This is a genomic window from Streptomyces gossypii (assembly GCF_025165795.1).
Classification (GTDB): Bacteria; Actinomycetota; Actinomycetes; order Streptomycetales; family Streptomycetaceae; genus Streptomyces; species Streptomyces gossypii.
In genome coordinates, this window is record NZ_JAJAGO010000027.1 from 12,627 (window position 1) to 34,151 (window position 21,525).

At 71.2% G+C, this 21,525-nt stretch carries 20 protein-coding genes and 1 pseudogene; 18 read left to right on the top strand and 3 right to left on the bottom strand.

Translation table 11 applies throughout. From position 1 onward, the window contains the following. Positions 1–8: 8 nt before the first annotated feature. Positions 9–2,297, top strand: a complete 2,289-nt coding sequence (locus LHJ74_RS33450) for a serine/threonine-protein kinase (protein WP_260222112.1) — start codon at positions 9–11, stop codon at positions 2,295–2,297. Positions 2,298–2,350: 53 nt separating this feature from the next. Here LHJ74_RS33450 and LHJ74_RS33455 read toward each other — a convergent pair. After that, positions 2,351–2,788 (bottom strand): annotated as a pseudogene (locus tag LHJ74_RS33455) (enoyl-[acyl-carrier-protein] reductase FabV); the annotation flags it as partial. A 276-nt stretch (positions 2,789–3,064) separates the two neighbouring features. On the opposite strand from LHJ74_RS33455, the gene LHJ74_RS33460 reads away from it, so the two are divergent. The 17 genes from LHJ74_RS33460 to LHJ74_RS33540 all read left to right on the top strand — a co-directional run bounded on the left by LHJ74_RS33460 (position 3,065) and on the right by LHJ74_RS33540 (position 19,668). Continuing rightward, entirely contained in the window at positions 3,065–5,767 is a 2,703-nt protein-coding gene (locus LHJ74_RS33460) for a bifunctional FO biosynthesis protein CofGH (protein WP_260222134.1), read from the top strand. An 11-nt stretch (positions 5,768–5,778) separates the two neighbouring features. Continuing rightward, on the top strand, positions 5,779–6,339 hold the full coding sequence (locus tag LHJ74_RS33465) for a GNAT family N-acetyltransferase (RefSeq protein ID WP_260222113.1): 561 nt from the start codon (positions 5,779–5,781) through the stop codon (positions 6,337–6,339). A gap of 283 nt (positions 6,340–6,622) precedes the next feature. Continuing rightward, a complete protein-coding gene (locus LHJ74_RS33470; RefSeq protein ID WP_260222114.1) occupies positions 6,623–6,949 on the top strand; it encodes a gas vesicle protein GvpO in 327 nt (108 codons plus the stop codon). Positions 6,950–6,988: 39 nt separating this feature from the next. Further along, entirely contained in the window at positions 6,989–7,495 is a 507-nt protein-coding gene (gene gvpJ / locus LHJ74_RS33475) for a gas vesicle protein GvpJ (RefSeq protein WP_260222115.1), read from the top strand. Positions 7,496–7,498: 3 nt separating this feature from the next. After that, the gene (locus LHJ74_RS33480) at positions 7,499–8,290 is read left to right on the top strand and encodes a GvpL/GvpF family gas vesicle protein (protein WP_260222117.1); all 792 of its coding nucleotides are present in this window, start codon (positions 7,499–7,501) and stop codon (positions 8,288–8,290) included. Between the two features lies 1 nt (position 8,291). Continuing rightward, the gene (locus LHJ74_RS33485) at positions 8,292–8,645 is read left to right on the top strand and encodes a gas vesicle protein GvpG (protein WP_260222118.1); all 354 of its coding nucleotides are present in this window, start codon (positions 8,292–8,294) and stop codon (positions 8,643–8,645) included. Continuing rightward, complete coding sequence (locus LHJ74_RS33490; protein ID WP_260222119.1) at positions 8,638–9,327, top strand: hypothetical protein; 690 nt, start codon at positions 8,638–8,640, stop codon at positions 9,325–9,327. The genes LHJ74_RS33485 and LHJ74_RS33490 overlap by 8 nt, the downstream gene beginning before the upstream one ends. Beyond that, positions 9,320–10,249, top strand: coding sequence for an SRPBCC family protein (locus tag LHJ74_RS33495; protein WP_260222121.1), 930 nt, complete (start codon positions 9,320–9,322; stop codon positions 10,247–10,249). The genes LHJ74_RS33490 and LHJ74_RS33495 overlap by 8 nt, the downstream gene beginning before the upstream one ends. Before the next feature lie 15 nt (positions 10,250–10,264). Continuing rightward, entirely contained in the window at positions 10,265–10,642 is a 378-nt protein-coding gene (locus tag LHJ74_RS33500) for a gas vesicle protein (protein WP_260222122.1), read from the top strand. After that, positions 10,639–11,520, top strand: a complete 882-nt coding sequence (locus LHJ74_RS33505) for a GvpL/GvpF family gas vesicle protein (RefSeq protein ID WP_260222124.1) — start codon at positions 10,639–10,641, stop codon at positions 11,518–11,520. Before LHJ74_RS33500 ends, LHJ74_RS33505 begins: the two co-directional genes overlap by 4 nt. Then, positions 11,507–11,746 (top strand): gas vesicle protein, encoded by a 240-nt coding sequence (locus LHJ74_RS33510; protein WP_260222135.1) that lies wholly within the window; start codon positions 11,507–11,509, stop codon positions 11,744–11,746. The genes LHJ74_RS33505 and LHJ74_RS33510 overlap by 14 nt, the downstream gene beginning before the upstream one ends. Before the next feature lie 74 nt (positions 11,747–11,820). Continuing rightward, entirely contained in the window at positions 11,821–12,081 is a 261-nt protein-coding gene (locus tag LHJ74_RS33515) for a gas vesicle protein K (RefSeq protein ID WP_260222136.1), read from the top strand. Between the two features lie 435 nt (positions 12,082–12,516). Beyond that, positions 12,517–13,113 (top strand): TIGR03086 family metal-binding protein, encoded by a 597-nt coding sequence (locus tag LHJ74_RS33520; RefSeq protein ID WP_260222125.1) that lies wholly within the window; start codon positions 12,517–12,519, stop codon positions 13,111–13,113. 390 nt (positions 13,114–13,503) lie between these two features. Next, on the top strand, positions 13,504–14,115 hold the full coding sequence (locus tag LHJ74_RS33525) for a nucleotidyltransferase domain-containing protein (protein ID WP_260222126.1): 612 nt from the start codon (positions 13,504–13,506) through the stop codon (positions 14,113–14,115). Between the two features lie 150 nt (positions 14,116–14,265). Further along, positions 14,266–17,676 carry a tetratricopeptide repeat protein gene (locus tag LHJ74_RS33530; RefSeq protein ID WP_260222127.1) on the top strand — a complete coding sequence of 1,137 codons (3,411 nt, stop codon included), beginning with the start codon at positions 14,266–14,268 and terminating at the stop codon, positions 17,674–17,676. 168 nt (positions 17,677–17,844) lie between these two features. Next, entirely contained in the window at positions 17,845–18,468 is a 624-nt protein-coding gene (locus tag LHJ74_RS33535; RefSeq protein WP_260222129.1) for a hypothetical protein, read from the top strand. Positions 18,469–18,549: 81 nt separating this feature from the next. Next, a complete protein-coding gene (locus LHJ74_RS33540; RefSeq protein ID WP_375546891.1) occupies positions 18,550–19,668 on the top strand; it encodes an ADP-ribosylglycohydrolase family protein in 1,119 nt (372 codons plus the stop codon). Positions 19,669–19,914: 246 nt separating this feature from the next. Here LHJ74_RS33540 and LHJ74_RS33545 read toward each other — a convergent pair whose 3' ends face one another. Further along, complete coding sequence (locus LHJ74_RS33545; RefSeq protein WP_260222132.1) at positions 19,915–20,139, bottom strand: DUF397 domain-containing protein; 225 nt, start codon at positions 20,137–20,139, stop codon at positions 19,915–19,917. Between the two features lie 179 nt (positions 20,140–20,318). Next, the gene (locus LHJ74_RS33550) at positions 20,319–21,179 is read right to left on the bottom strand and encodes a helix-turn-helix domain-containing protein (RefSeq protein ID WP_260222133.1); all 861 of its coding nucleotides are present in this window, start codon (positions 21,177–21,179) and stop codon (positions 20,319–20,321) included. Between the last annotated feature and the right edge of the window lie 346 nt (positions 21,180–21,525).

A 21,525-nucleotide genomic window follows, 5' to 3' on the forward strand; every position in this document is an offset into this window, starting at 1 on the left:
CCGGGAAAGTGACGAACGAGGAGGAGCCAGTGCAGGCGTTCACGCCGCTGGAGGCGGGTGACCCCGTGCGGGTCGGCCCGTACCGGATCGTCGGAAGGCTCGGCTCGGGCGGGATGGGCCGCGTGTACCTCGCCCGGTCGTCGGGCGGCCGGGCGACCGCGGTGAAGGTGGTGCACGACGAACTGGCCGAGGACCCGTCCTTCCGTACACGGTTCCGGCGGGAGGTGGCTGCGGCACGTCGGGTGACGGGCCCCTTCACTGCGCCCCTGGTCGACGCGGACCCGGACGCGGACGTGCCCTGGCTGGCAACCGCCCACGTGCCGGGCCTCTCGCTGGGCGCGGCGGTCGCGACGCACGGCGTGTGGCCCGAGCAGTCCGTACGGGCCCTGGGCTCCGGGCTGGCGGAGGCACTGGAGGCGATCCACCGGGCCCACGTGGTGCACCGTGACCTGAAGCCGTCGAACGTGCTGCTGGCGCCGGACGGTCCGCGGGTGATCGACTTCGGGATCTCGGTGGCCGCCGACGACACCAAAATGACCACCACGGGGGCGGTGGTCGGCAGCCCCGGCTACCTTCCCCCCGAGCAACTGGTCGGTCGCGAGGTGGGGCCCGCCGGTGACGTGTTCGCGCTGGGCGCGCTGCTGGCGTACGCGGCGACCGGGACCGGCGCGTTCGGGGGCGGGCCCGCGTACGGCGTCAACTACCGCGTGGTCCACGAGAATCCCGATCTGGAGGGCCTGCCAGACGGACTCGAGGACGTGGTCACCCGGTGCCTGGCCAAGGACCCGCGGCAGCGGCCCGCGGTGCCGGAACTCATCGAGGAACTGGGCCGGTGGGAGGGGGCCGACGGGGCCCGGGGCACGTTCACCGCCGGCACGTGGCTGCCCGCGCTGGTCGCCGCCGACGTCACCGCGCTGCGCGTGGCCCCGCTGCCGGAGGAGGCCCCCACGACAACGGCGGACGCGGACCTGCCGACGGTCACCGTGGGCACGGCCCCGACCGCCGTCGTCACGGCGCGGCTCGGCGCGCCGCCCGAGCGGCCATCGTTCGCCGCCCGGCTGCGCGGGGCGGCCCGGCGGCGGCCTACGGCGGTCCTCGCCGCGGCCGGCTCCCTCGTCGTCCTGGCCGTGGTCGCCGGCCTGCTCCTGCCGCGCGCCTTCTCCGGCTCGTCGGGCTCGGGCAACGGCACCGGGAGCACCGGCAGCCCCACGGCCGCCGCGAAACAGCTGGCGGTACGGCAACAGTGGTCGGGCGACGTGGACTTTTGGCAACCGGTGGTCGTCGGCGACAAGGTGGTCGGGAGCCAGGACGGCCTGCTGAAAGCGTTGTACGCCGACAGCGGCGAGCAGGCGTGGACGTACGACGATCCGAGCGCGTCGTCCTTCGAGGGCGTGAGCGACGGACTGGTGGTGGCCTCCAGCGAGAAGGGCACGATCCACGGCATCGATCCGGCCGGCGGCAATCAGGTCTGGAGCGTGGACGCAAAGGCGCACACGGCGCCCGGAACGACGTTCCACCTCTATACACGGGTCGTGGTGGCCGACGGGACCGTCTACGTGAACGCCATGTACGACCTGCCCGAGGGGTCCGAACGCAACGGCACGTACGCCGTGTCGGCGCTGGACGCCGCCACCGGGCGGCTGAAATGGACCCGAGCGATCGAGCACACTCTGTCCAATGCGCTCGCGGTCGTGGACGGGGTCGTCTACGGCGGGGTACGGGAGGCGGACGGCTCCTACTTCCACGCCTGGGACGCGGACACAGGGGATCAGCTGTGGAGGTATCACGCGAGCGCGAGCCCGGCTTACGCGGGCGAGCTGACGGCGATCACGGTGTCGGACGGCACGGTCTACTTCGGCGACAGCCGCACTGTCCTCCACGCCGTCGACGCCCGGCGGGGCACGAAGCTGTGGACCTACGAACCGGACGACGACGGCGTGGAGGAGTGGCTCGAACCGCTCGTGGTCTCCGACGGCGTCGTCTACGGCGGGACCGGAGGCGCCACCAGTGACTATGAACCCGGAGCCGTGCGCGCGGTTGCGGCCGACTCCGGCAGAGCGCTCTGGACCGAGCACACCGAACGCGAACCCGAGCTGCACGGTCTGCTGGACGGCTCGGTGCTCTTCAGCACCAAGGCCGGCACACTGCATACTGCGGACGCTCGTACCGGAGCGTCCCCGGCCGCGACGCGCCTGTCGTCCGGCGACCCCGACGCGACCTTCGAGGGCGGCCGGGTGTACTTCGACGGAGGCGACGGACGCCTGCACGCGGGAAGGATCTCCCTCACCGGCCGCTGAGCAACGCGGCTGGACAGGGCCGGCCAGCGACCCTGGCGCGCAGCGACCTCGTTCTACGACGCGATCGGGGGCGCTCGTGGCGCGGGCCAGGTGGTGAAAGTGGGCCAGGGGACGTCGGTTTCAACGGCGGCGGTGTAGCCGACGCCAGGGACGGAGAAGTCGTAGAGGCGGCGGACTTCGTCGCTGAACCAGTCGAGGTCGGCGAGTTCGGTGATGCTGTCGCTGGTGGCAGTGCGCTCCAGCGTTCGGCGACGGCGTTCTGCACGGCGGGGTCGAGTTCCCGGGTGTCGAGGCGGACCCGGCCCTCGTCGTCGAGGTCGAGGGGGCGGGCGCCGGTCAGCTGGTCCCACAGCTGCGCCAGATGACCGATCGGGCCACCATGGCGTCGCCGATGACCCCGCGCAGCGCCCGACGTACAGGTCGATGCCGGGGATGGCAGTGGAGGACTGCGTGACGGCAGCGGCGTTGACCGAGGTCACGGCCCGGCCGCCGGCCGAAGCCGTCACCTGCGGTCGTCACCGCGCCGCACCGTGCTCTGCGGCGGCCCGGTGCCCGCTCCGGCCGGGTGTCGTGCGGCCCGGCCATGCCGGGCGCGGGGTCGCGCGCCGGGCCGCCCCGTGCCGGGCTGCCCGGTACCACCCCGGTGCCGGGCCGCGCCGCAGGCGCAGGCGGGCAGGGGAGCCGCGCGCAGCACAGCGCGGCGCGCGTGTGTGAGCTGTCTCTCGCCGCCGGACGGCGGCATCGCGCCGTACGCTCGGGGGATGACCATGGACGCGCAGCCGCCAGTACCGCCGCAGGCACCCGTCGCGACCGCCGCGGCGCCCGCCCGCCCCACCGCCAACGCCATGCGGCGCGCGCTCAAGCGGGCCCGGGACGGCGTCGCGCTCGACGTGAGTGAGGCCGCCGTGCTGCTCCAGGCGCGCGGCGCGGACCTCGCGGATCTGAGCGCCTCGGCCCGGCGGGTGCGGGACGCCGGGCTGGAGGCGGCCGGGCGGCCGGGCGTCATCACCTACTCGCGCGGGGTGTTCGTTCCGCTCACCCGGCTGTGCCGGGACAAGTGCCACTACTGCACCTTCGTGACCGTGCCCGGCAAGCTGCGCCGTGAGGGCCACGGCATGTTCCTCTCCCCGGACGAGGTGCTGGACATCGCGCGGCGCGGCGCCGCACTGGGCTGCAAGGAGGCGCTGTTCACCCTCGGCGACAAGCCGGAGGACCGCTGGCCGGAGGCGGCCGAGTGGCTGGCGGCGGAGGGTTACGACGACACCCTCGCCTACGTACGGGCGATGGCGATCCGGGTACTGGAGGAGACCGGTCTGCTGCCGCACCTCAACCCGGGCGTCCTGAGCTGGACTGATCTCCAGCGGCTCAAGCCCGTCGCACCCTCGATGGGCATGATGCTGGAGACCACGGCCGAGCGGCTGTGGAGCGAGCCGGGCGGCCCGCACCACGGGTCGCCGGACAAGGAGCCCGCCGTGCGGCTGCGGGTGCTGGAGGACGCCGGGCGCTCCAACGTGCCCTTCACCACCGGCATCCTGCTGGGCATCGGCGAGGACTACGAGGAGCGGGCCGACTCCCTCTTCGCGCTCCGCCGCGTGCACCGCGCCTACCACGGCATCCAGGAAGTCATCATGCAGAACTTCCGCGCCAAGCCGGACACCGCGATGCGCGGCATGCCGGACGCGGAACTGGAGGAGCTGGCCGCGGCCATCGCCGTCGCCCGCCTCATTCTGGGCCCGCAGGTCCGCATTCAGGCGCCGCCGAACCTCGTCGACGGCGAGTTCGCCATGATCGTCGACGCGGGCATCGACGACTGGGGCGGCGTGTCGCCGCTGACCATCGACCATGTGAACCCAGAGCGCCCCTGGCCGCAGATCGAGCGGCTCACCAGCAGCACCCGCGAGTCCGGTTTCGAGCTGCGTGAACGGCTCAGCATCTACCCGGAGTTCGTGCTGCGCGGCGAACCCTGGCTGGACCCGCGACTGCTCCCGCACGTCACCGCGCTCGCCGACCCGGAGACCGGCCTCGCCCGCGAGGACGCGCCCGTACGGGGGCTTCCGTGGCAGGAGCCGGACGAGACCTTCACCGCAGGAGGCACCGGAACGGGCCGCACCGACCTGCACCGCACCATCGACACCGAGGGCCGCACCGCCGACCGGCGGGACGACTTCGACGAGGTGTACGGCGACTGGGCCGATCTGCGTGAACGGGCCGCCGTCGGCATGGCCCCGGACCCCGGCATGACCCCGGCCGTCCCCGGCACGGCGGACTCCGGTACGACGGGCAACGGCACGTCCCCGGAGCGCCTCGACGCGGACGTACGCGCCGCGCTGGCCACCGCCGCCGACGACCCGACCCGCCTCACCGACCCGCAGGCCCTCGCCCTGCTGCACGCCGACGGGCCCGCGCTGGACGCGCTCTGCCGGATCGCCGACGAACTGCGCCGTGACGTCGTCGGCGACGAGGTGACCTACATTGTCACCCGCAACATCAACTTCACCAACGTCTGCTACACAGGCTGCCGTTTCTGCGCCTTCGCGCAGCGCCGCACCGATGCCGACGCGTACACGCTGTCGCTGGACCAGGTCGCCGACCGGGCCGCGCAGGCATGGGACGTGGGCGCCGTCGAGGTCTGTATGCAGGGCGGCATCCACCCGGACCTGCCGGGCACCGCCTACTTCGACATCGCGCGCGCCGTGAAGGAACGGGTGCCGGGCATGCATGTGCACGCCTTCTCCCCGATGGAGGTCGTCAACGGGGCGGCCCGTACCGGCATGTCCATTCCGGAGTGGCTGGCAGCCGCGAAGGAGGCCGGTCTCGGTTCGATTCCGGGCACGGCGGCGGAGATCCTGGACGACGAGGTGCGCTGGATCCTCACCAAGGGCAAGCTGCCGACGGCCACCTGGATCGAGGTCGTCACCGCCGCGCACCAGGCGGGCCTGCCGTCCTCCTCCACCATGATGTACGGGCATGTGGACCAGCCGAGGCACTGGCTGGCACACCTGCGGCTGCTCGCTGAGATCCAGCAACGCACGGGGGGATTCACCGAGTTCGTCACTCTCCCCTTCATCCACACCAACGCGCCCGTCTACCTGGCCGGAATCGCCCGCCCCGGTCCGACCGCCCGGGACAACCGCGCCGTCACGGCGATGGCGCGGCTGCTGCTGCACCCGCACATCACCAACATCCAGACCAGCTGGGTCAAACTGGGCGCCGACGGGGCCGCCGAGATGCTCCGCTCCGGCGCGAACGACCTGGGCGGCACGCTGATGGAGGAGACCATCTCCCGGATGGCGGGCTCCAGTTACGGCTCGTACCGCTCGGTGAAGGATCTGGTCTCCATCGCGGACGCGGCGGGCCGGCCCTCCCGCCCCCGTACGACGGCCTACGGGCCCGTCCCCGAGGAGCGCCGGCGCGCGGCCCTGGCCTCCGACGGCCAACTCCCGGAGCTACTCCCGCTGCTGAACGACTGAGAGGCATATCCATGACATCGCTGCGGTTCCGTGCGGCAACCCTTGACGATGCCGAGCGGATTGCGCTGCTGCACGCCGACAGCTGGCGCCGCCACTATCGCGGTACGTACGCCGACTCCTTCCTGGACGGCGACGATCTCCTGCCCGACCGCCGCGCCGTATGGTCGTCGCGGCTCGCCGCGCAGGCGGGCACCATGACGATCGTCGCTGAGGACGGCACCGATCTGGTGGGCTTCGGACGCGTCGCGTTCGACAACGACGGCCGCTGGGGCAGCCTCCTCGACAACCTGCACGTCACCCACGACCGCCAGCGCACCGGCACCGGCACGGCCCTCCTCACCCGGTGCGCTGCCGCCGTCGCGGAACAGGCGGCGAGCACCTCCCTCTACCTGTGGGTGCTCGAACAGAACACCGCCGCACAGGGCTTCTACCGAGCCCTCGGCGGCACCTGCGTCGAGCACGCCGAGGTTCCGCCGCCCGGCGGCGTACCGGCCCGGCTGCACGGCACCCCCGCCATGTTCCGCCTCAGCTGGCCCGACGCCTCCGCACTCGCGCCCCCCACCGGCGCCTGACGGACGCGGGCGGAAAGCGGATGACCGGCGGCATCCGCGGCTTCGCCGTGAAAACGATCAAGAGCATTCCGGGCTTCCCCGCAGCCCTGTAGCGCGGGGCCGGTCCCGGTCGGTGATCTTGCTCGGCCGTCGCACGGGACCTGCCTGCGACTGCTTCCCGTCCCAGGCGACGACGTCACGTCCGCCTGGTGGACCGGTCACGGTGCGTGGGCGGTGGTAGGGCGGCACCCGGACGGATCAGTCCCGCATGCCGAGTGTGATCTTTCATGCACAGAATGACGTCATGCCTGATCAACGTGAACGGCGTACGAAGGCGGCGACAAAGACCGCCGCCTCCCCGAAGCGGTCGTCGCACCAGGGGGGACCGGAAGACGCCGCGAGGCGTGCCTGCCGTGGCTTGAGCCGGCTGATCGGTCACCGCACGGAAGGCGTGTCGGCGGTGCGCAGGGCCGAGGAGGGCTGGCGCGTACATGTGGACGTGCTGGAGGTGCAGCGCGTCCCGGACACGACGAGCCTGCTGGCTACCTATGAGGTGGAGCTGAACACACGGGGAGAGCTCACCCAGTACCGCAGAATCCGGCGCTATCGGCGTGGCGCGAGCGATGACTGACGACTGCGTGCCGCCCCTGCCCGAGAGGAAGAGCCGCCCATGACGACCACTACCTACAACGAAGCGGTGGCATGTGTGCCGCGCGCCGGGACCCTCTACGACGTCCTCGAACTGATCCTCGATCGCGGCATGGTGATCGACATCTTTGTGCGAGTGTCGCTCGTCGGCATCGAGATCATCAAGATCGACGCTCGGATCGTGATCGCCAGTGTCGACACGTACCTGCGTTTTGCCGAGATCTGCAACCGGCTCGATCTGAATCAGGACCAGAGCAGCAGGACGGTGCCGGACCTCTTCGCCGGCCTGCCCTCGAGTGTGGCGGCGGGCGGCGCCAAGAAGGCCGCACGGTCCGTGGGTGGCAAGGTCAAGGACGCAATCGGGATGGGGGACGACGAGGAGGACGACGACGAGGACGAGCGCGAGGACGAGCGCGAGGACGAGCGCGAGCAGGCCGAAGAGCCTCGCAGGCGGCGCACCTCCGCCACTTCCGCGTCGGGTGCCCGCAGCGGCAGCAGGACGCGCGCCCGCCGCACTCGGGAGGCGTGAGCTGTGAGCACCTCCCGGCTGTATGTCTACGGCATCGTCCACGCCGACCGTGTCCTCCCGCCGGGCACCAGCGGGGTGGGTCGCCCGGCGGCCCTGGCCCGGCTGCTGCCGGTTGGAGAGCTGGCGGCGGTGGTCAGCGACGTGCCGGAGGGTCTGCGCGCCCGACGGCGTGACCTGATGGCACATCAGGCTCTGCTGACCGAGGTGGGGGCCGAAGCGCCGGTCCTGCCCATGCGGTTCGGCATGGTGGCTCAGCGGGCGTCGGTGGTCGAGGACGCCGTGGGCTCCGCGGCCACGGCCCACCTCGCGGCCCTCGACCGGCTCGACGGCAGGACCGAGATGAACCTCAAGGCCATGACCGCCCAATCCCACGTAGAGGCGCTCGTGCGGGACGACGCGGACGTGCGGCGGCTCATGGCGACCGCACGGAGGCAGCCGTCCTACGAGGGCAACGTGCGGCTCGGCCAGGCCGTCGCCGAGGCACTGGATCGCCGCGCGTCCGAGTCCGTCGACGAGGTGCTGCCTGAGCTGCGCGCGCTGGCCGAGGGGTTCGTGCGGGGGCCCGACGTTCCCGGATGCGTGCTGAACGTGTCGTTCCTGGTCCCGAAGGCTGGGGTGGGGCGATTCCGCGCAGCGGTCGAGCACCTGGCCGACGCGTACTCAGAACGCCTGGAGCTGCGGTTGGCCGGTCCGCTGCCCTGCTACAGCTTCGTCCCCCAGGAGGGGACCGGCTCCGGCCCGGCTGGGCGTCCGGTCGGCGGGCGAACCGCCGAGCACGCACCGGCCGGGAGCTGACATGGGGCTGTTCAGCGGAGTGCTGCTCCTGCCCTTGACGCCCGTACGCGGGGTCGGGTGGGTGGCCGACCGCCTGCTGGAGGCCGCGGACCGCGAACTGTACGACCCGGCAGTGCTGCGCGCGCAGCTCGGCGAGCTCAACCGCGCCTATGAGGAGGGCGAGCTCGACGAGGACGAGTTCGAGCAGGAGGAGAACCGGCTGCTCGATCTGCTGGAGCAGCGCGCACCGACCGTGGTCACCCGGGCGAGCTCCCGCCCCGGTGCGGGGCCCGACGGCGCGCTCACCGACCCGACCGAGATTGAGACCGAGACCGAGACCGAGACCGAACGAAGTCAGGGAATTCCTCATGAATGACAGTTGCAAGAAAGCGGTTCTCGTCGCTGTCGTCGGCGGCTACCTTCTGGGCCGCACGAAGAAGGCGAAGCTGGCCCTGACCGTCGGCTCGGTGCTGGCCGGACGTCGCCTGGGCCTGGACCCGCAGGAACTGGTCAAGAAGGGCGTCCAGAAGCTTACCGAGACACCGCAGTTCGAGCAGCTGGCCGACCAGGTCAGGGATGACCTGGGCGACGCTGTGCGCACGGCTGTCAGCTCGGTTGCCAATCGCGGTGTCGAATCTCTGACCGGATCGCTTCGCGAGCGTACGAGCCGTCTCGGCGACCAGGGACAGGCGGAGGACGAGCCGGAGGAGGACGAGCCGGAGGAGGACGAGCCGGAGGAGGACGAGGAGGAAAAGGACGAAAAGGAAAAGGACGAAAAGGAGGCGGGGGAGCCTGAGGAGGAGGAGCCCGAGGAGGAGCCCGAGGAGGAGGCAGCGGGCGAACAGGAGCGACCACGTAAGAAGGCCGGGAAGGGGGCAGCGGGCGAACAGGAGCGACCACGCAAGAAGGCCGGGAAGACGAGCGGTGGTGGGCCCCGGCAGAGGCAGGCCGGCCAGCGCTCGTCCGGCGGGAAGGCATCCTCCAGCAGGCCCGGCGCGTCATCCACGAGCAAGAAGTCCGCCGGTAGCTCGGGCCAGGGAGGCAAGCGCCATGGCTGAACAAAGTAAGAAGGCGGACGACGACGTCCCGCCTCTGGAGCAGTTGCGTGGCGAGGTCCTGCAGTATCTGAGTGCCGCGGGCCAGCGGGCTGTCGGCAAGGTTACCAACAAGCTCACCGAGATCGCCGACCCGTCCAAGTTGCTGCCGGGCGGCGAGGACGGCGGCGGCGTCGCCGGTGCGGCGGCCCGTGTGGCCCAGGGAGAGAGCCCGGCCAAGGCGTTCGTCAAGGAGAAGGCGAAAGGAGCCAAGGACAAGGTCGTCGGTGCGGCCAAGGAGGCGGTGGGGGCGCAGGGCGGCAGCAAGGCCGGTGACCTCAAGGCCATCAACATCATCGAACACGTCGACATCGGACGTCCGTTGAGCGTGGTGTACAACCACTTCACGCGATTCGAGGACTTCGGCGGCTTCATGAACGGTGTCAGCACCGTGTCCCGGGATGAGGAGGACGAGACCAAGTCCACGTGGAAGGTGCGCGTCTGGCCCTCGACGCGCAGCTGGGAAGCCACCGTCTCCGAACAGATCCCCGACGAGCGGATCGTGTGGACTTCCGAGGGCTCGAAAGGCACAACGAACGGCGCGGTCAGCTTCCACTGGCTCGACGAGAACCTGACGCGTGTCGTGGTCGTCGTCGAGTACTACCCGTCCGGGTTCTTCGAGAAGACCGGAAACATCTGGCGCGCCCAGGGCAGGCGGCTGCGCCTGGACCTCAAGCATTTCCAGCGCTACGTCACCCTCCAGGCCGAGGAAGCCGACGGCTGGCGCGGCGAGATCCGTGACGGTGAGGTCGTCCGCAGCCACGACGAGGTCGTGCAGCAGGAAGAGGAGGAGGCGCGAGAGGACCAGGACGACGAGGACCAGGACGACCAGGAGGAACGCGACGAGGAGGAACGCGACGAGGACGACGAGGATGAGACGCGGTAGGAAGGCGAGTCGGTCATGACTGAACGCACCATCACCCACCCCGCCTCGCAGCCTTCGGGACCGGCCAACCTCGCTGACATCCTCGAACGCGTGCTGGACAAGGGCATCGTGATCGCCGGGGACATCAAGATCGACCTCCTCGACATCGAACTGCTGACCATCCGCCTCCGCCTGTTCGTGTCCTCCGTCGAGACGGCGAAGAAGGCAGGGATCGACTGGTGGGAGACCGATCCGGCGCTCTCCACCCGTGCACACCGTGACGCCGTGGATGAGGAGAACCAGCGGCTGCGCGAGCGCGTCGCCGAGCTGGAGGCCGGGCACGAGGACCGGGACGACACAGCCGAGAGCCGCAACCACCGCTGGCATCACGTGAAGGAGGCGCGCCGCCCATGAAGCACACGGACAGCGGATCGGCCGCCGCTCCCGAGTCCGGCCAGGCCGACGCCACCTATGTCTTCGCCGTCTGCGGGCGTGGCTGTGACCCGGCCGCACTCGCCGGCCTGTCCGGTCAGGCGGCCGGTACCCCGGTGCGGCTGCTGCCCTTCGGATCGCTGGAGGCGGTGGTCCAGGACGTGCCTGCACGGGCGTTCGGCGAGGAGACGCTGCGGGAACGGCTCTCGGACCGCGCCGAGCTCGAACAATGCGCCCGGGCCCACCATGCGGTGATCGCCGCGGCGGCCGACACTGCCCCGACTCTGCCCCTGCCCCTTGCCACCCTCTACCGGGGCGACGAACGGGCCCGGGCCGCGCTGCGGGCCGATGAAGGCCGCTTCCTCGCGGTGCTGGAGCGCATTGCCGACCGCGTCGAATGGGGCATCAAGGTGTACGCCGGGCGTCGGCGCCCCTCCACGCCTGCCCCACCGCACCAGGCCAGTCGTCCGAGGACACCGGGTGGCCGGGAGTCTCGGGCCGTCGGCTCCGCTTCACGTCCCGGGCACGCCTATCTGGAGCGAGTACGCGGGGCACGCGACGAGCGGGAGCAGCGTCAGGAGGCCGGACTGGCCGCGGCTGACGCCGTGGACCGCGCCCTGCGCAAGGTCGCCGTCGCCGGGCGCAGGCTCCGTTCCCACGATCCGGCTCTGAACCCCGAGCACGGCGTCCAGTTGCTCAACGCCGCGTATCTGGTGGACCAGGAACGTGCGGCCGAGTTGATGGGGGCGATCGAGCAACTGCGTCGCAGCCCAGAGCACCGCGGTATCGAGCTGGAAGTGACGGGGCCATGGGTGCCGTACTCGTTCGTGGAGGGAGGTGACCCCGTTGCCGGTCGGTGAACACGCGGGTGAAGTGACGTCATGGGAGGGGCCCGAGAGCGGAGCACCGATCGGCGTGCCGCTGGTCGACCTGCTGGACCGGGTACTGGCCACCGGCGTCGTCGTCAGCGGTGACCTGGTACTGGCGATCGCGGAAGTTCCGCTGGTGCGGATCTCGCTGAATGCGCTGCTGTCCTCGGTCAACGAACGCGTCGCCGCACCGTGGGGGAACGGCGGCCCGCTGTGACAGGGCGGCAGAATCCGCGGACCCCTGCCCGCGAGGGTGAAGGCCGCCCCTCCTCGGCCGCGAGCGGCGGGCGGCTGGATCTGGATCCGGACAAGGTGGGCCGGGACCTGGTCAGTCTCGTCCTGACGGTTGTCGAGCTCCTGCGTCAGCTGATGGAGCGCCAGGCGCTGCGCCGCTGTGACCAAGGTGACGTCTCCGACGAGCAAATGGAGCAGATCGGCACGACGCTCATGCTGCTGGACGAGCGCATGGACGTGCTGTGCGAGCAACACGGGCTGACCAGGGGCGACCTGAACCTCGACCTCGGCCCGCTGGGTACGCTGCTCGAACGCTGACGCAACACGTGAGCCGCCCCGCGAACGGCCGGGGTCCCTACGATGAGTCCGCATGGTCTCCGCCGACCGGCTCCTCGCCTTCGCGGCCATGGCTCGGCTGCTGCGGGCGCTGTCGCAGGGCGACGCGCGGCGCTGACCGCGGTCGCGAGGGGCACGTCGAGCTCCAGATGCTGCTGCTCGGCCTCGTCTTCAACGTCATCGGCGTGGCCTCCGATCGTCGCCGAGACGGGCCGCAAGGAGTAGAGGGGTGTTGCCGATGTCCCCCTGGGCTCGCGTGCCCCTGCCCGGACACCGAACCAGACGGCCGGATCTCACCGGGGCGGAATGCCCTGCATGGGCGGTGTCGAACGAAACCTGACGGTGGCTGTCAGGTAATGGCGCGATGCTCCCCCGTACCGCACGCCGCGTATCACTGAGGGATGGGAACCAGGCCTGATGAACACCGCCACCGACCCCCGGCCGCTGCTGGCACGAGCGACCGGCCAGTTCGCCTCGCTCGTCGCCACGGTCGAGCCCAGTCGGCTCGACACTCCCACGCCCTGTAGCGAGTTCGACATCCGCGCCCTGATCGGCCACGTCACGGGCAACACCCTCGCCTACGCACTGTTCGCCGAAGGCGGCTCCGTGGAGGACGAACCGGGCGGCATCGCCAAGGCCCCGGGCGGCGAGTGGACGGCAGCGTACACAGCGGCCGGAGAACGGCTCGTCGCCGCCGGGCAGGGATTGGACGACAACGCGCTGGACCGCATGGTGAACCTCGGCTTCGCGACGATGCCCCTGCGAGGCGCGCTGAGCGCGATCGTCATGGAAATCTCCGCACACACCTGGGACCTGCACCAGGCACTCGGCGGCGGGCACGAACTCGACCCGGAACTTGCCGTGTTCTCGCTGGCCTACGCTCGCGAGACGCTGCCGCCGGGGCGGCGTGGTGCCCCGGTCCCCTTCGAGCCGGTACGGCCCGCTCCCGAAGGAGCGGATGCCTACGGGCGGCTGGCGGCCTGGCTGGGACGGGAGGTGCCAGTGGACGGCTGAAGCCGGACCTCTGGCGGACCTCTGGCGGGCCCCTGCCGGGCCACGGCACGGCCGTTCCCACGGGCCAGCGGGGTGGAGGCGGGCGCGCCAGGGGCGGGTGAACAGTTTTCCCGGGTCCGGGTGCACGCGGGAGTGGCGGCGGCCGACTGCGCACTGCATGGCGTAGCTCGCCGGCACCGGACCTCCATCCGCGCGGGCGGGGACGCGGCCCTTCACCTCCGCCACGCCCCGGTGGTCGACCCATGCCTGAGCCGCATCCACCCTGGTCGGCCTGGCCATGACTGGCCAGGGGACCCGCTCGGCGCGGCGGCGGTTCATCCTGGAAAGCGCGGAGGGGTTCGATGATCGATGGGAGATCGGGCGAGCCTGTACATCCGGAAGGATGTCGACATGACACGCACTGAGGCGCCATGGGGACCATGGGAGCCCGCCCCTCTGTCCGAAGTGGTCGCCCTCTTCTCAACCCTGCGGACCCCGTGGTGGGTTGCCGGTGGATACGCGATCGAACTCGCAGTCGGCCGAGCCCTCCGAGGACACGGCGACATCGACGTCCTGCTGCTTCGACGCGACCAACTCGCAGTGCAGCAACTGATGCCGACCTGGCAGTGGTGGGCCGCCGACCCCCCTGGGACGCTGCGTCCCTGGACACCGGGCGAAGTCCTGCCGGAGAACGTGCACGACATCTGGTGCCGGCCTGGACCTGCCGAGCCCTGGCGAATCCAGATCATGCTCGACGAGTCCAACGGCCACGACTGGATCTCGCGGCGCGACGGGCGAGTGCGACGGCCCATCGGCCAGCTGGGTCTGGCCTCACCAGAGGGCATCCCCTACCTGGCTCCCGAAGTGCAACTCTTCTACAAGGCCAAGGAGCCCCGGCCCAAGGACGAACAGGACTTCAGCGCAGTGCTGCCGGCGCTGAGTGACAAGCAACGACACTGGTTGGCCAACGTGATTGTTCAGACGCTCGGACATCACCCCTGGGTGGGCCGCCTCCGAAGCTGAGCCCACTTCTTACGAGGGGCAACCCCGGCGTCATGGCTCCTGGGGCCCGTGCGGCTGGGCCGTTCGTGCGGTTCGGGGGACCATCCATGGCTGTTCCTGGGAGGATTGGGCGAACTCAGGACTGGCGACCGGAGCATGGAGGGGGCCTTCATGGCCGGGACGGCGCGGCCGTCGATGCAGGAGCTGATCCGGCGTAGGCGTGGCAGCGGGTTCGTCGGGCGCCGTGCGGAGCAGTCCGCCTACCGCGACAACCTGGCTACCGCGCCCGGCGATCCGGAGCACCGCTTCCTCTTCCATGTGCACGGTGCGGCGGGCGTCGGCAAGACGTCGCTGGTCCGGCTCTTCGAGCAGGGCGCGCGCGGGCAGGGCGCGCTGACCGCGTATGTCGATGACAGTGCGCACGGCGTGCTGGAGGCGATGGAGGAGATCAGCGCGCAGTGCGCGCAGCAGGGGCATGCGCTCAAGGACTTCGACAAGCTGCTGTCGCGCTACCGGCAGCAGCGGCACGAGGCGGACTCGGCGGCCGGTGGCGACGGTGAGGGGCCAGCAGGGGAGGCGGGCGGCACCCCGGCGCAAGCTCCCACCGCCTCCGCGAGCAGTACGGCCGTGGCCAGGACCGGGCTGGCCGGACTCGAACTGCTCCCGGTCATCGGCACGTTCGCCGCACGTGCCGCCGACCCGGACCAGCTGGCGCAGGGCATGGACCGCTGGCGGGCCGCGCTCAGCACCCGGCTGCGCAGCGCCGAGGACGTGCAGCTGGTGCTCGCGCCACTGCGCGTGCTCACGCCCGTCTTCCTGCGCGGCCTGGCCGACGCGGCGGACCGCGTGCCGTGGGTGGCACTGTTCTTCGACACGTACGAGCGGACGGGTCCGCTGCTGGACGGCTGGCTCCGCGAGGTGATGTTCGGCGACCGTTACGGCGCGATGCCCGCCAACGTCGTCGTGACCCTCGCCGGGCAGCCGCAGTTGGACCCGGCCTGCTGGGGCGACTGTGCCGATCTCGTAGCCGACCTGCCGCTGGAGCTGTTCACGGAAGCGGAGGCCCGTCAGCTGCTGGCGGGCAAGGGCATCACCGATGAGCGGGTCATCGCGGTCATCCTCCAGCTGTCCGGGCGCCTGCCGGTGCTCACCTCGATGCTGGCCGAGACCCGGCCGTCCAGCACCGAGGACGTCGGCGACCCCAGCGGCACCGCTGTCGAACGCTTCCTGAAGTGGATCACCGACCCGGTCCGGCGGGCGGCGGCCCTGGCTGGTGCCCTGCCGCTGGAGCTGGATGAGGACGTCTTCCGCGCGGTCGCTGACGAGGCGGCGGCGGATCTGTACGGCTGGCTACGTGCGCTGCCCTTCGTCCAGGACGCGTCCGGCCGCTGCCGCTACCACGACGTCGTACGCACCGCGATGCTGCGTGTCCAGCGCAACCAGTCGCCCCAGCGGTGGCGCGAACTGCACACGGCCCTCGCGGAGTTCCACGCGGCGCGGCGCGCCGAGACGGAAGCGCCCCTGGAAGCGGGGGACTTCTGGGACGACGAGCAGTGGCGCACCCGACGGCGGGCGGAGACCTACCACCTGCTGTGCGCCGACCCGAAGGGCGCACTGCCGGAGGCCCTGCGGGACGCGGTGTGGTGTCTCGACGGGCCCCCGGCTGCCCTCCGCCTCTGGGCGGAAACGATGGTGGGCGCGGGCACCGACACCAGCAGCGAACCGGTCGCCTCCTGGGGGCGGCAGCTCCTGGACGCCCTCACGAGCCCTGAGGGTGAGGCGGATGCCGACGACTCGGCATACCGTGCCCGGCTGCGCGTCGGTCGACTGCTCCTCGCCCGCGCGCCGCTGGACACGGACACCCGCTCGCTGGCCCTGCTCCTGTGCGGGGCGGCCAGGCGTGAATGCGGCGATCCGCACTCATCGCTGAAGGATCTGGAACGTGCACGGGAGTTGACGCCGGACAGGGGCCGTGTCCACTGGGAGCTGGGGGACACCTACGAGGTGCTGGACCGGCTGGAGGAGGCTGTGGCCGCGTACTCCCGGGTGCTGGAGCGGGTGGATCAGACAACGCACCCGCGCAGGGCCGCCGGGCTGCTCGACAGCCGAGGAGTCGTCTTCCACCGGCTCGGGCGTGACGAGGAGGCCGTGGCCGATCTCAGCCGGTCACTCCTGCTGCATCCGGACGACTTCTGGACCCTGGGCATGCGCGCGCGTTCCCTGGTGGAGCTGGAAAGGTACGACGAGGCGCTGGCCGACATCGAACGTGCCCGGGCGCTGGAGCCCGCCTCCGGCTGGTTGCTGCTCATCCGCGCGGACGTGCACGACACGATGGGCCGTGACCAGCAGGAGGTGCTGGACGACTACGAGGCGGCGCTGCTCGTCGATCCCACCAATGTCTGGATCCTGCCGGACCGCGGCCGGTTCCACCGCGGGGCCAGGCGGTACGAAGAGGCCCTGAGCGACTTCGACCGCGCGCTGGATGCAGCACCCGACAACTCCGTGACCTGGGCGTCCCGTGGCGAGACCTACCGGCTGCTGGAGCGGTTCGACGAGGCGCTCCGGGACTTCGACGAGTCCGTGCGGCTCTCCCCGGGCAGCGCCTATGCGCTCGGCAGCCGTGCCCAGGTGTACCGCGCGCTCGGGCGCTACGGAGAGGCGGAAGCTGATCTGACCGCAGCCCTCGCCCGCTCTCCTGAAGCGGGCTGGCTGCTCCAGGAGAGCGCGTGGGTCCACGCGTTGACCGGCCGGCTCCCAGAAGCTCTCACCTTCAGCGACCGGGACGTGGCGCTGCATCCGGAGGACCCGACGGCATACGAGCAGCGGGCGCACGTCCATCTGGCGCTGGACCACTTCGCCGAGGCGCTGACCGACGGCGAGCGGGCGCTGCGGCTGGCACCGGAGAACGCCTCCGCCCTCCACGCGGTGGCCCGGGTGCACCAGCACACCGGACGCCTCGACGACGCGCTCGCCCGCTGGAACGAGGCCCTCGCCCGCGACCCGCGGGACGATGTCGCCTGGGCCGGGCGTGCGGCCGCCCACCTGTTGAGGCGGGAGCCCGAGCGGGCGTCGGCCGACTTCGACGAGGCGGTCGCACTCGACGGCGCGTACGCGAACCATCTACGGGAACGGGCCTGGTGCCATCGTCTCGCCGGCCGCTACGGGCCGGCCCGCGAAGACCTGGACCGTGCGCGCTCCCTGGCGGGTACGAAGGCCTCGGCGCTGGCGGACGTCGAGTGCGAGGCGGCCCTGCTGGAGAGCGCGACGCACGGTCTGCCGCGCGCCCGCCCGCACTGGGAGCGGCTCGCCGCCTACCCCGTGCTGCCGATCGGGGGCAGCGGGACCGACCGGATCGCGATGCGCTTCCTCGTCCGCACGGCGCTTGCCGACTGGCCGGCCGCCGACACGCTCCTCGCCGAGCTGACCGCGGCCGAGCCGTACTGGCTGCTGCGCGTGGAGGTGCTCTACGAGCTGCGTCTCCTCGCCCGTGCGGCCGGCCCTGGACCGCATCACCGCGAAGCGCTCGCGGCGCGGCTCGCGGCGCGGTGGCCGGATGCGGACATCGGACTGCCTGAGCCATAGTCTCGGGAGACTCAGCTGCCCGCCGGCTCGCGGATGGTCTTGACCGCGACCGCTCCAGCCGCGACGGTAGCCGCGCACAGGGTTCGCAGGTGTGGCCAGGAAGAGCAGCGGCCGTGCCTTGCGGACCTGAACAACCGATCACGATCCGGTCGTCCGCAAAGGGTCATCATGAACTTACCTCAGCCCCCTCAGTCCTACCCGTACGGTCCGGTGCCGGTGGCGCCGCCGCAGGGCAGGGAGAAGAGGGGAGCCGTCGCGATCCTCGGTGGCCTTCTCACCGTCGTCGCCTCGATGTTGGCGGCCGGGCTGGCCGGCGGCGAGTGGCAGGAGAGTGCCACCGGTGTGCCGGTGGATCCCAGGGCCCAGACGGTCTGGGAGCTCGGTGGCAGGGACGGAGCCGGGCAGTTCCGGCTCTTCGTCGTGCTGACGTTCCTCAGCATGGCGATCGCCGTCGTGTTCTTCCTGCTCGGCAAGAGGTATCTGCGCCGCACGTGTGCCGTGTTGCTGCTGGTCGTGACCCTCCTGATGGCGCTGTTCGGCTGGCTCACGGTGGCAGAGGCCGCCGACATGGGCTACGGCGAAGGAGGCCAGGGGCAGGCTGTCAACGTGGTCGTGGCATTCGCGCCGGTCGGTGCCCTCCTGGCCTGGGCGGGCAGTCGTCGTCGAGGTCCAGCATCCGGGCCGATGCCTCCGCCGATGCCCCCGCCGATGCCTCCGCCCATGCCCTCGCCCATGCCTCCGCCCATGCCTCCGCCGATGCCGCCCTACGGCCCGAACCCCCCGCTGCGGTAGCCCCCACATTCCGCACACATCTGTCGATTAGAGTTCTGCTCCGCAGCTATGAGGGGGCACGACTGGGAGGGGAGGCGCGCCGTGACCGCACCTGGCAGTGACGTGATCTGGGGTCGCGTGGAGCAGCAGGACTTCCGCAGCAGGGTGCGCGGCTGCCTGTTGGGCGGGGCGATCGGTGACGCGCTCGGCGCGGGCATCGAGTTCGACTCGCTGGCCGCCATCCGGGCGGCGCACGGCGCGGTCGGCGTCACCGGCTTCGTCCCCGCGTACGGGCGGCGCGGCGCGATCACCGACGACACCCAGATGACGCTCTTCACCGTCGACGGGTTGATACGGGCCCACGTACGGCGGGACACCGGTGCCTGGCATCCGCCGACCGACGTGCACGCGGCGTACCGGCGCTGGGCCGCCACCCAGCGGGACTGGGGCCCCGACGAGCGGAAGAAGGACGACGGCTGGCTGGCGCACGAGGAGTGGCTCTACGCCCGCCGTGCTCCGGGCAACGCCTGTGTGACCGGTCTGGCGGATGACCGGATGGGCACCGTCGAGAAGCCCAAGAACCCCGATTCCAAGGGGTGCGGCACCGTCATGCGCTCCGCGCCGTTCGGGTTGCTGGTGGGCTGGGAGCCCGCGCTGGTCTTCCAGCTCGCCGTGGAGTGCGCGGCCCAGACGCACGGGCATCCGACCGGGTATCTCGCGGCGGGCGCCTGCGCCGCCATCGTGCACGCGCTCGCGCGCGGCGAGTCGCTGGACCACGGGGTGCAGCGGGCGTTGGCCCAGCTGGCGACCCGGCCGGGGCATGAGGAGACCACGGACGCGCTCAAGCGGGCGCTGGGCTCCGTACGGCAGGGGATGCCGTCGGCTGAGCGCGTCGAGACGCTGGGGGAGGGCTGGACGGCGGAGGAGGCGCTCTCGATCGCCGTCTACTGCGCGCTGGTCGCCGAGGATGTGCAGCACGGCCTGCTGCTCGCCGTGAACCACGGCGGTGACAGCGACTCCACCGGGTCCGTGTGCGGCCAGCTGCTGGGCGCGATCCACGGCGAGACCGCGCTGCCGCCGGGCTGGGTGGCGGAGCTGGAGGGGCGCGCGACGATCCTGGAGCTCGCCGACGACTTCGCGATGGAGATGACACAGGGGCCCGCGCTGCACACACCGGCGGTCTCGTCACCGGCCTGGCTCGCCCGCTACCCCCGGGCGTGAGGGTGGCCGGATATGCGGCGGTCGGCTACGAGGTGAACGACCTGGTGCGCGATAGGGGGCGGGCTCCCGTCGCCTTGGACCCGGATGCCGCATGAGGCCGCTCGCTGACCCACTCCCTGTCGCCCACCAAGTCGTAGCCCCGCTCGCCGTCCTGGCACGGCTTCGCACCGCGTTGCCCGATCGGCCGAGCAGGCCCACTACGAGGCAGGTCAGGCGCCTTGCGCCTGACCGCGCCAGGACGCCTTGCTACCGGCAGTCGCCGTGGGACCCGCGGTCGCGACGGTCACGTACGGACGTCACGAAGCCGTTCCACGCCTCCGCGCGGAAGCTGAGCGCGGGGCCTGTCGGCGCCTTCGAGTCGCGTACGTCGATCGCCCGTGCCGTCGGGGACTTGACCTCGACACACGCGCCGTTCCCGCCCGAGTAGCTCGACTTGATCCAGGCGGTGGTCATTCCCTGCTGAATTGCCATATCTGCTGCTCCCCTTGGGCCGTGATGTGTGAGCGACGGTACGCGCCGATCGCCCGCTGTAAAGGCTCAGTCACTCGACCGAGTGGCATATTCCAGGCAGCTCTTCACACCGAATGGTCACCGGAGGTAACCTCCCCGGCCCACCTTCACACCGGCTCACCTTTCACGCCGGTCCGCCCTCAGGCCCGGGTGAACTCCTTGGCGATCTTCTCGATGAACTCCCGCGACTGGCCCGCGTTGAGGGCCTGGGCGCGCAGATGCTCGTACATCACGCTGTAGCTCTGCACGTCGTTCGCCTTCTCCAGATAGAGATCGCTGGTGACGCCCTCCAGGTAGATCACCGTCGAGTCGGACGCGTCGGGGAACTCCAGAATCGCGTACTGCCCGTTCACACCGGGGTGTGCTCCCATCGTGAACGGCATGACCTGCACCGTCACATGGGGCAGCCGTGACATGTCCATCAGGTGCTCGAGCTGCTCCACCATCGTCTGCGGCCCGCCGACCGCGCGCCGCAGCGCGGACTCGTCCAGCACCGCCCACAGCCGCAGCGGCTGCCGGGTCTCGATGATCCGGTCCTGCCGCCGCACCCGCACCTGGACACGCTTCTCGATGTCCGAGGCCGTCGCCTCCGGCAGCGCACCGGAGATGACCGCCTCCGCGTACGCCTGCGTCTGCAGCAGACCCGGAACCACCAGCGGCTCGTACACCCGCAGCGAGGCGGCGTCCGTCTCCAGCCCGATGTAGACGCTGTACGGGATGTCGCCGAAGGCGTGCCACCAGCCCTGCTGGCGGGACTCCTTGGCCATCTGCATCAGCGAGTCGACTATCCGGTGATCCTCGACCTCGTACACGCCGCACAAATCGCGCACATCGCGCTGACTGATGCTGCGACGGCCGTTCTCCAGGCGACTGATCTTGGACTGCGAGACCAGCAGCCGGTCCGCCACCTCCTCGGCGGTCATGCCCTTGAGCTCGCGAAGCTTCCGCAGCTCCTGGCCCAACCGGCGCCGACGGACGGTGGGATTGACGTTCGACGCCACAGGAACAGCACCTCCGCGTGAGGTCCGGCGGCACGGGAGGGGGAGGAGGGGTGGCTCCGCGGCGCCCGTACGGGCTGCCGCCGCCCGGCTGACCCCGCCCCGGACACCGCTCCTTCTCCCACCCCCGCATGCCGGACGGACTAAGTACGACTACTTTCCATCAGCTTGCCACCACCATGGGTGAAGGCGCTGGGAAATAGCAACAGAGGGTGCTGGATCGAGTACGCGTGAGGGTGGTATCCGGCCGCAGCCGCACGGCCGATGGCGTGCCGCTGGCAGGGGGTGCGGCGGGCCGGGGCAGACGGGCGCGCGCCCTGACCGGGGCACACCGACTCGGTGTGCCCCG

Excerpts from the sequence above, each read along its gene's own strand:
- LHJ74_RS33465 (WP_260222113.1), top strand. The coding sequence starts at position 5,779 with ATGACATCGCTGCGGTTCCGTGCGGCAACCCTTGACGATGCCGAGCGG.
- LHJ74_RS33485 (WP_260222118.1), top strand. The coding sequence starts at position 8,292 with ATGGGGCTGTTCAGCGGAGTGCTGCTCCTGCCCTTGACGCCCGTACGC.
- gvpJ (WP_260222115.1), top strand. The coding sequence starts at position 6,989 with ATGACGACCACTACCTACAACGAAGCGGTGGCATGTGTGCCGCGCGCC.
- LHJ74_RS33520 (WP_260222125.1), top strand. The coding sequence starts at position 12,517 with ATGAACACCGCCACCGACCCCCGGCCGCTGCTGGCACGAGCGACCGGC.
- LHJ74_RS33495 (WP_260222121.1), top strand. The coding sequence starts at position 9,320 with ATGGCTGAACAAAGTAAGAAGGCGGACGACGACGTCCCGCCTCTGGAG.
- LHJ74_RS33500 (WP_260222122.1), top strand. The coding sequence starts at position 10,265 with ATGACTGAACGCACCATCACCCACCCCGCCTCGCAGCCTTCGGGACCG.
- LHJ74_RS33535 (WP_260222129.1), top strand. The coding sequence starts at position 17,845 with ATGAACTTACCTCAGCCCCCTCAGTCCTACCCGTACGGTCCGGTGCCG.
- LHJ74_RS33530 (WP_260222127.1), top strand. The coding sequence starts at position 14,266 with ATGGCCGGGACGGCGCGGCCGTCGATGCAGGAGCTGATCCGGCGTAGG.
- LHJ74_RS33460 (WP_260222134.1), top strand. The coding sequence starts at position 3,065 with ATGGACGCGCAGCCGCCAGTACCGCCGCAGGCACCCGTCGCGACCGCC.
- LHJ74_RS33470 (WP_260222114.1), top strand. The coding sequence starts at position 6,623 with ATGCCTGATCAACGTGAACGGCGTACGAAGGCGGCGACAAAGACCGCC.
- LHJ74_RS33525 (WP_260222126.1), top strand. The coding sequence starts at position 13,504 with ATGACACGCACTGAGGCGCCATGGGGACCATGGGAGCCCGCCCCTCTG.
- LHJ74_RS33545 (WP_260222132.1), bottom strand. The coding sequence starts at position 20,139 with ATGGCAATTCAGCAGGGAATGACCACCGCCTGGATCAAGTCGAGCTAC.
- LHJ74_RS33505 (WP_260222124.1), top strand. The coding sequence starts at position 10,639 with ATGAAGCACACGGACAGCGGATCGGCCGCCGCTCCCGAGTCCGGCCAG.
- LHJ74_RS33490 (WP_260222119.1), top strand. The coding sequence starts at position 8,638 with ATGAATGACAGTTGCAAGAAAGCGGTTCTCGTCGCTGTCGTCGGCGGC.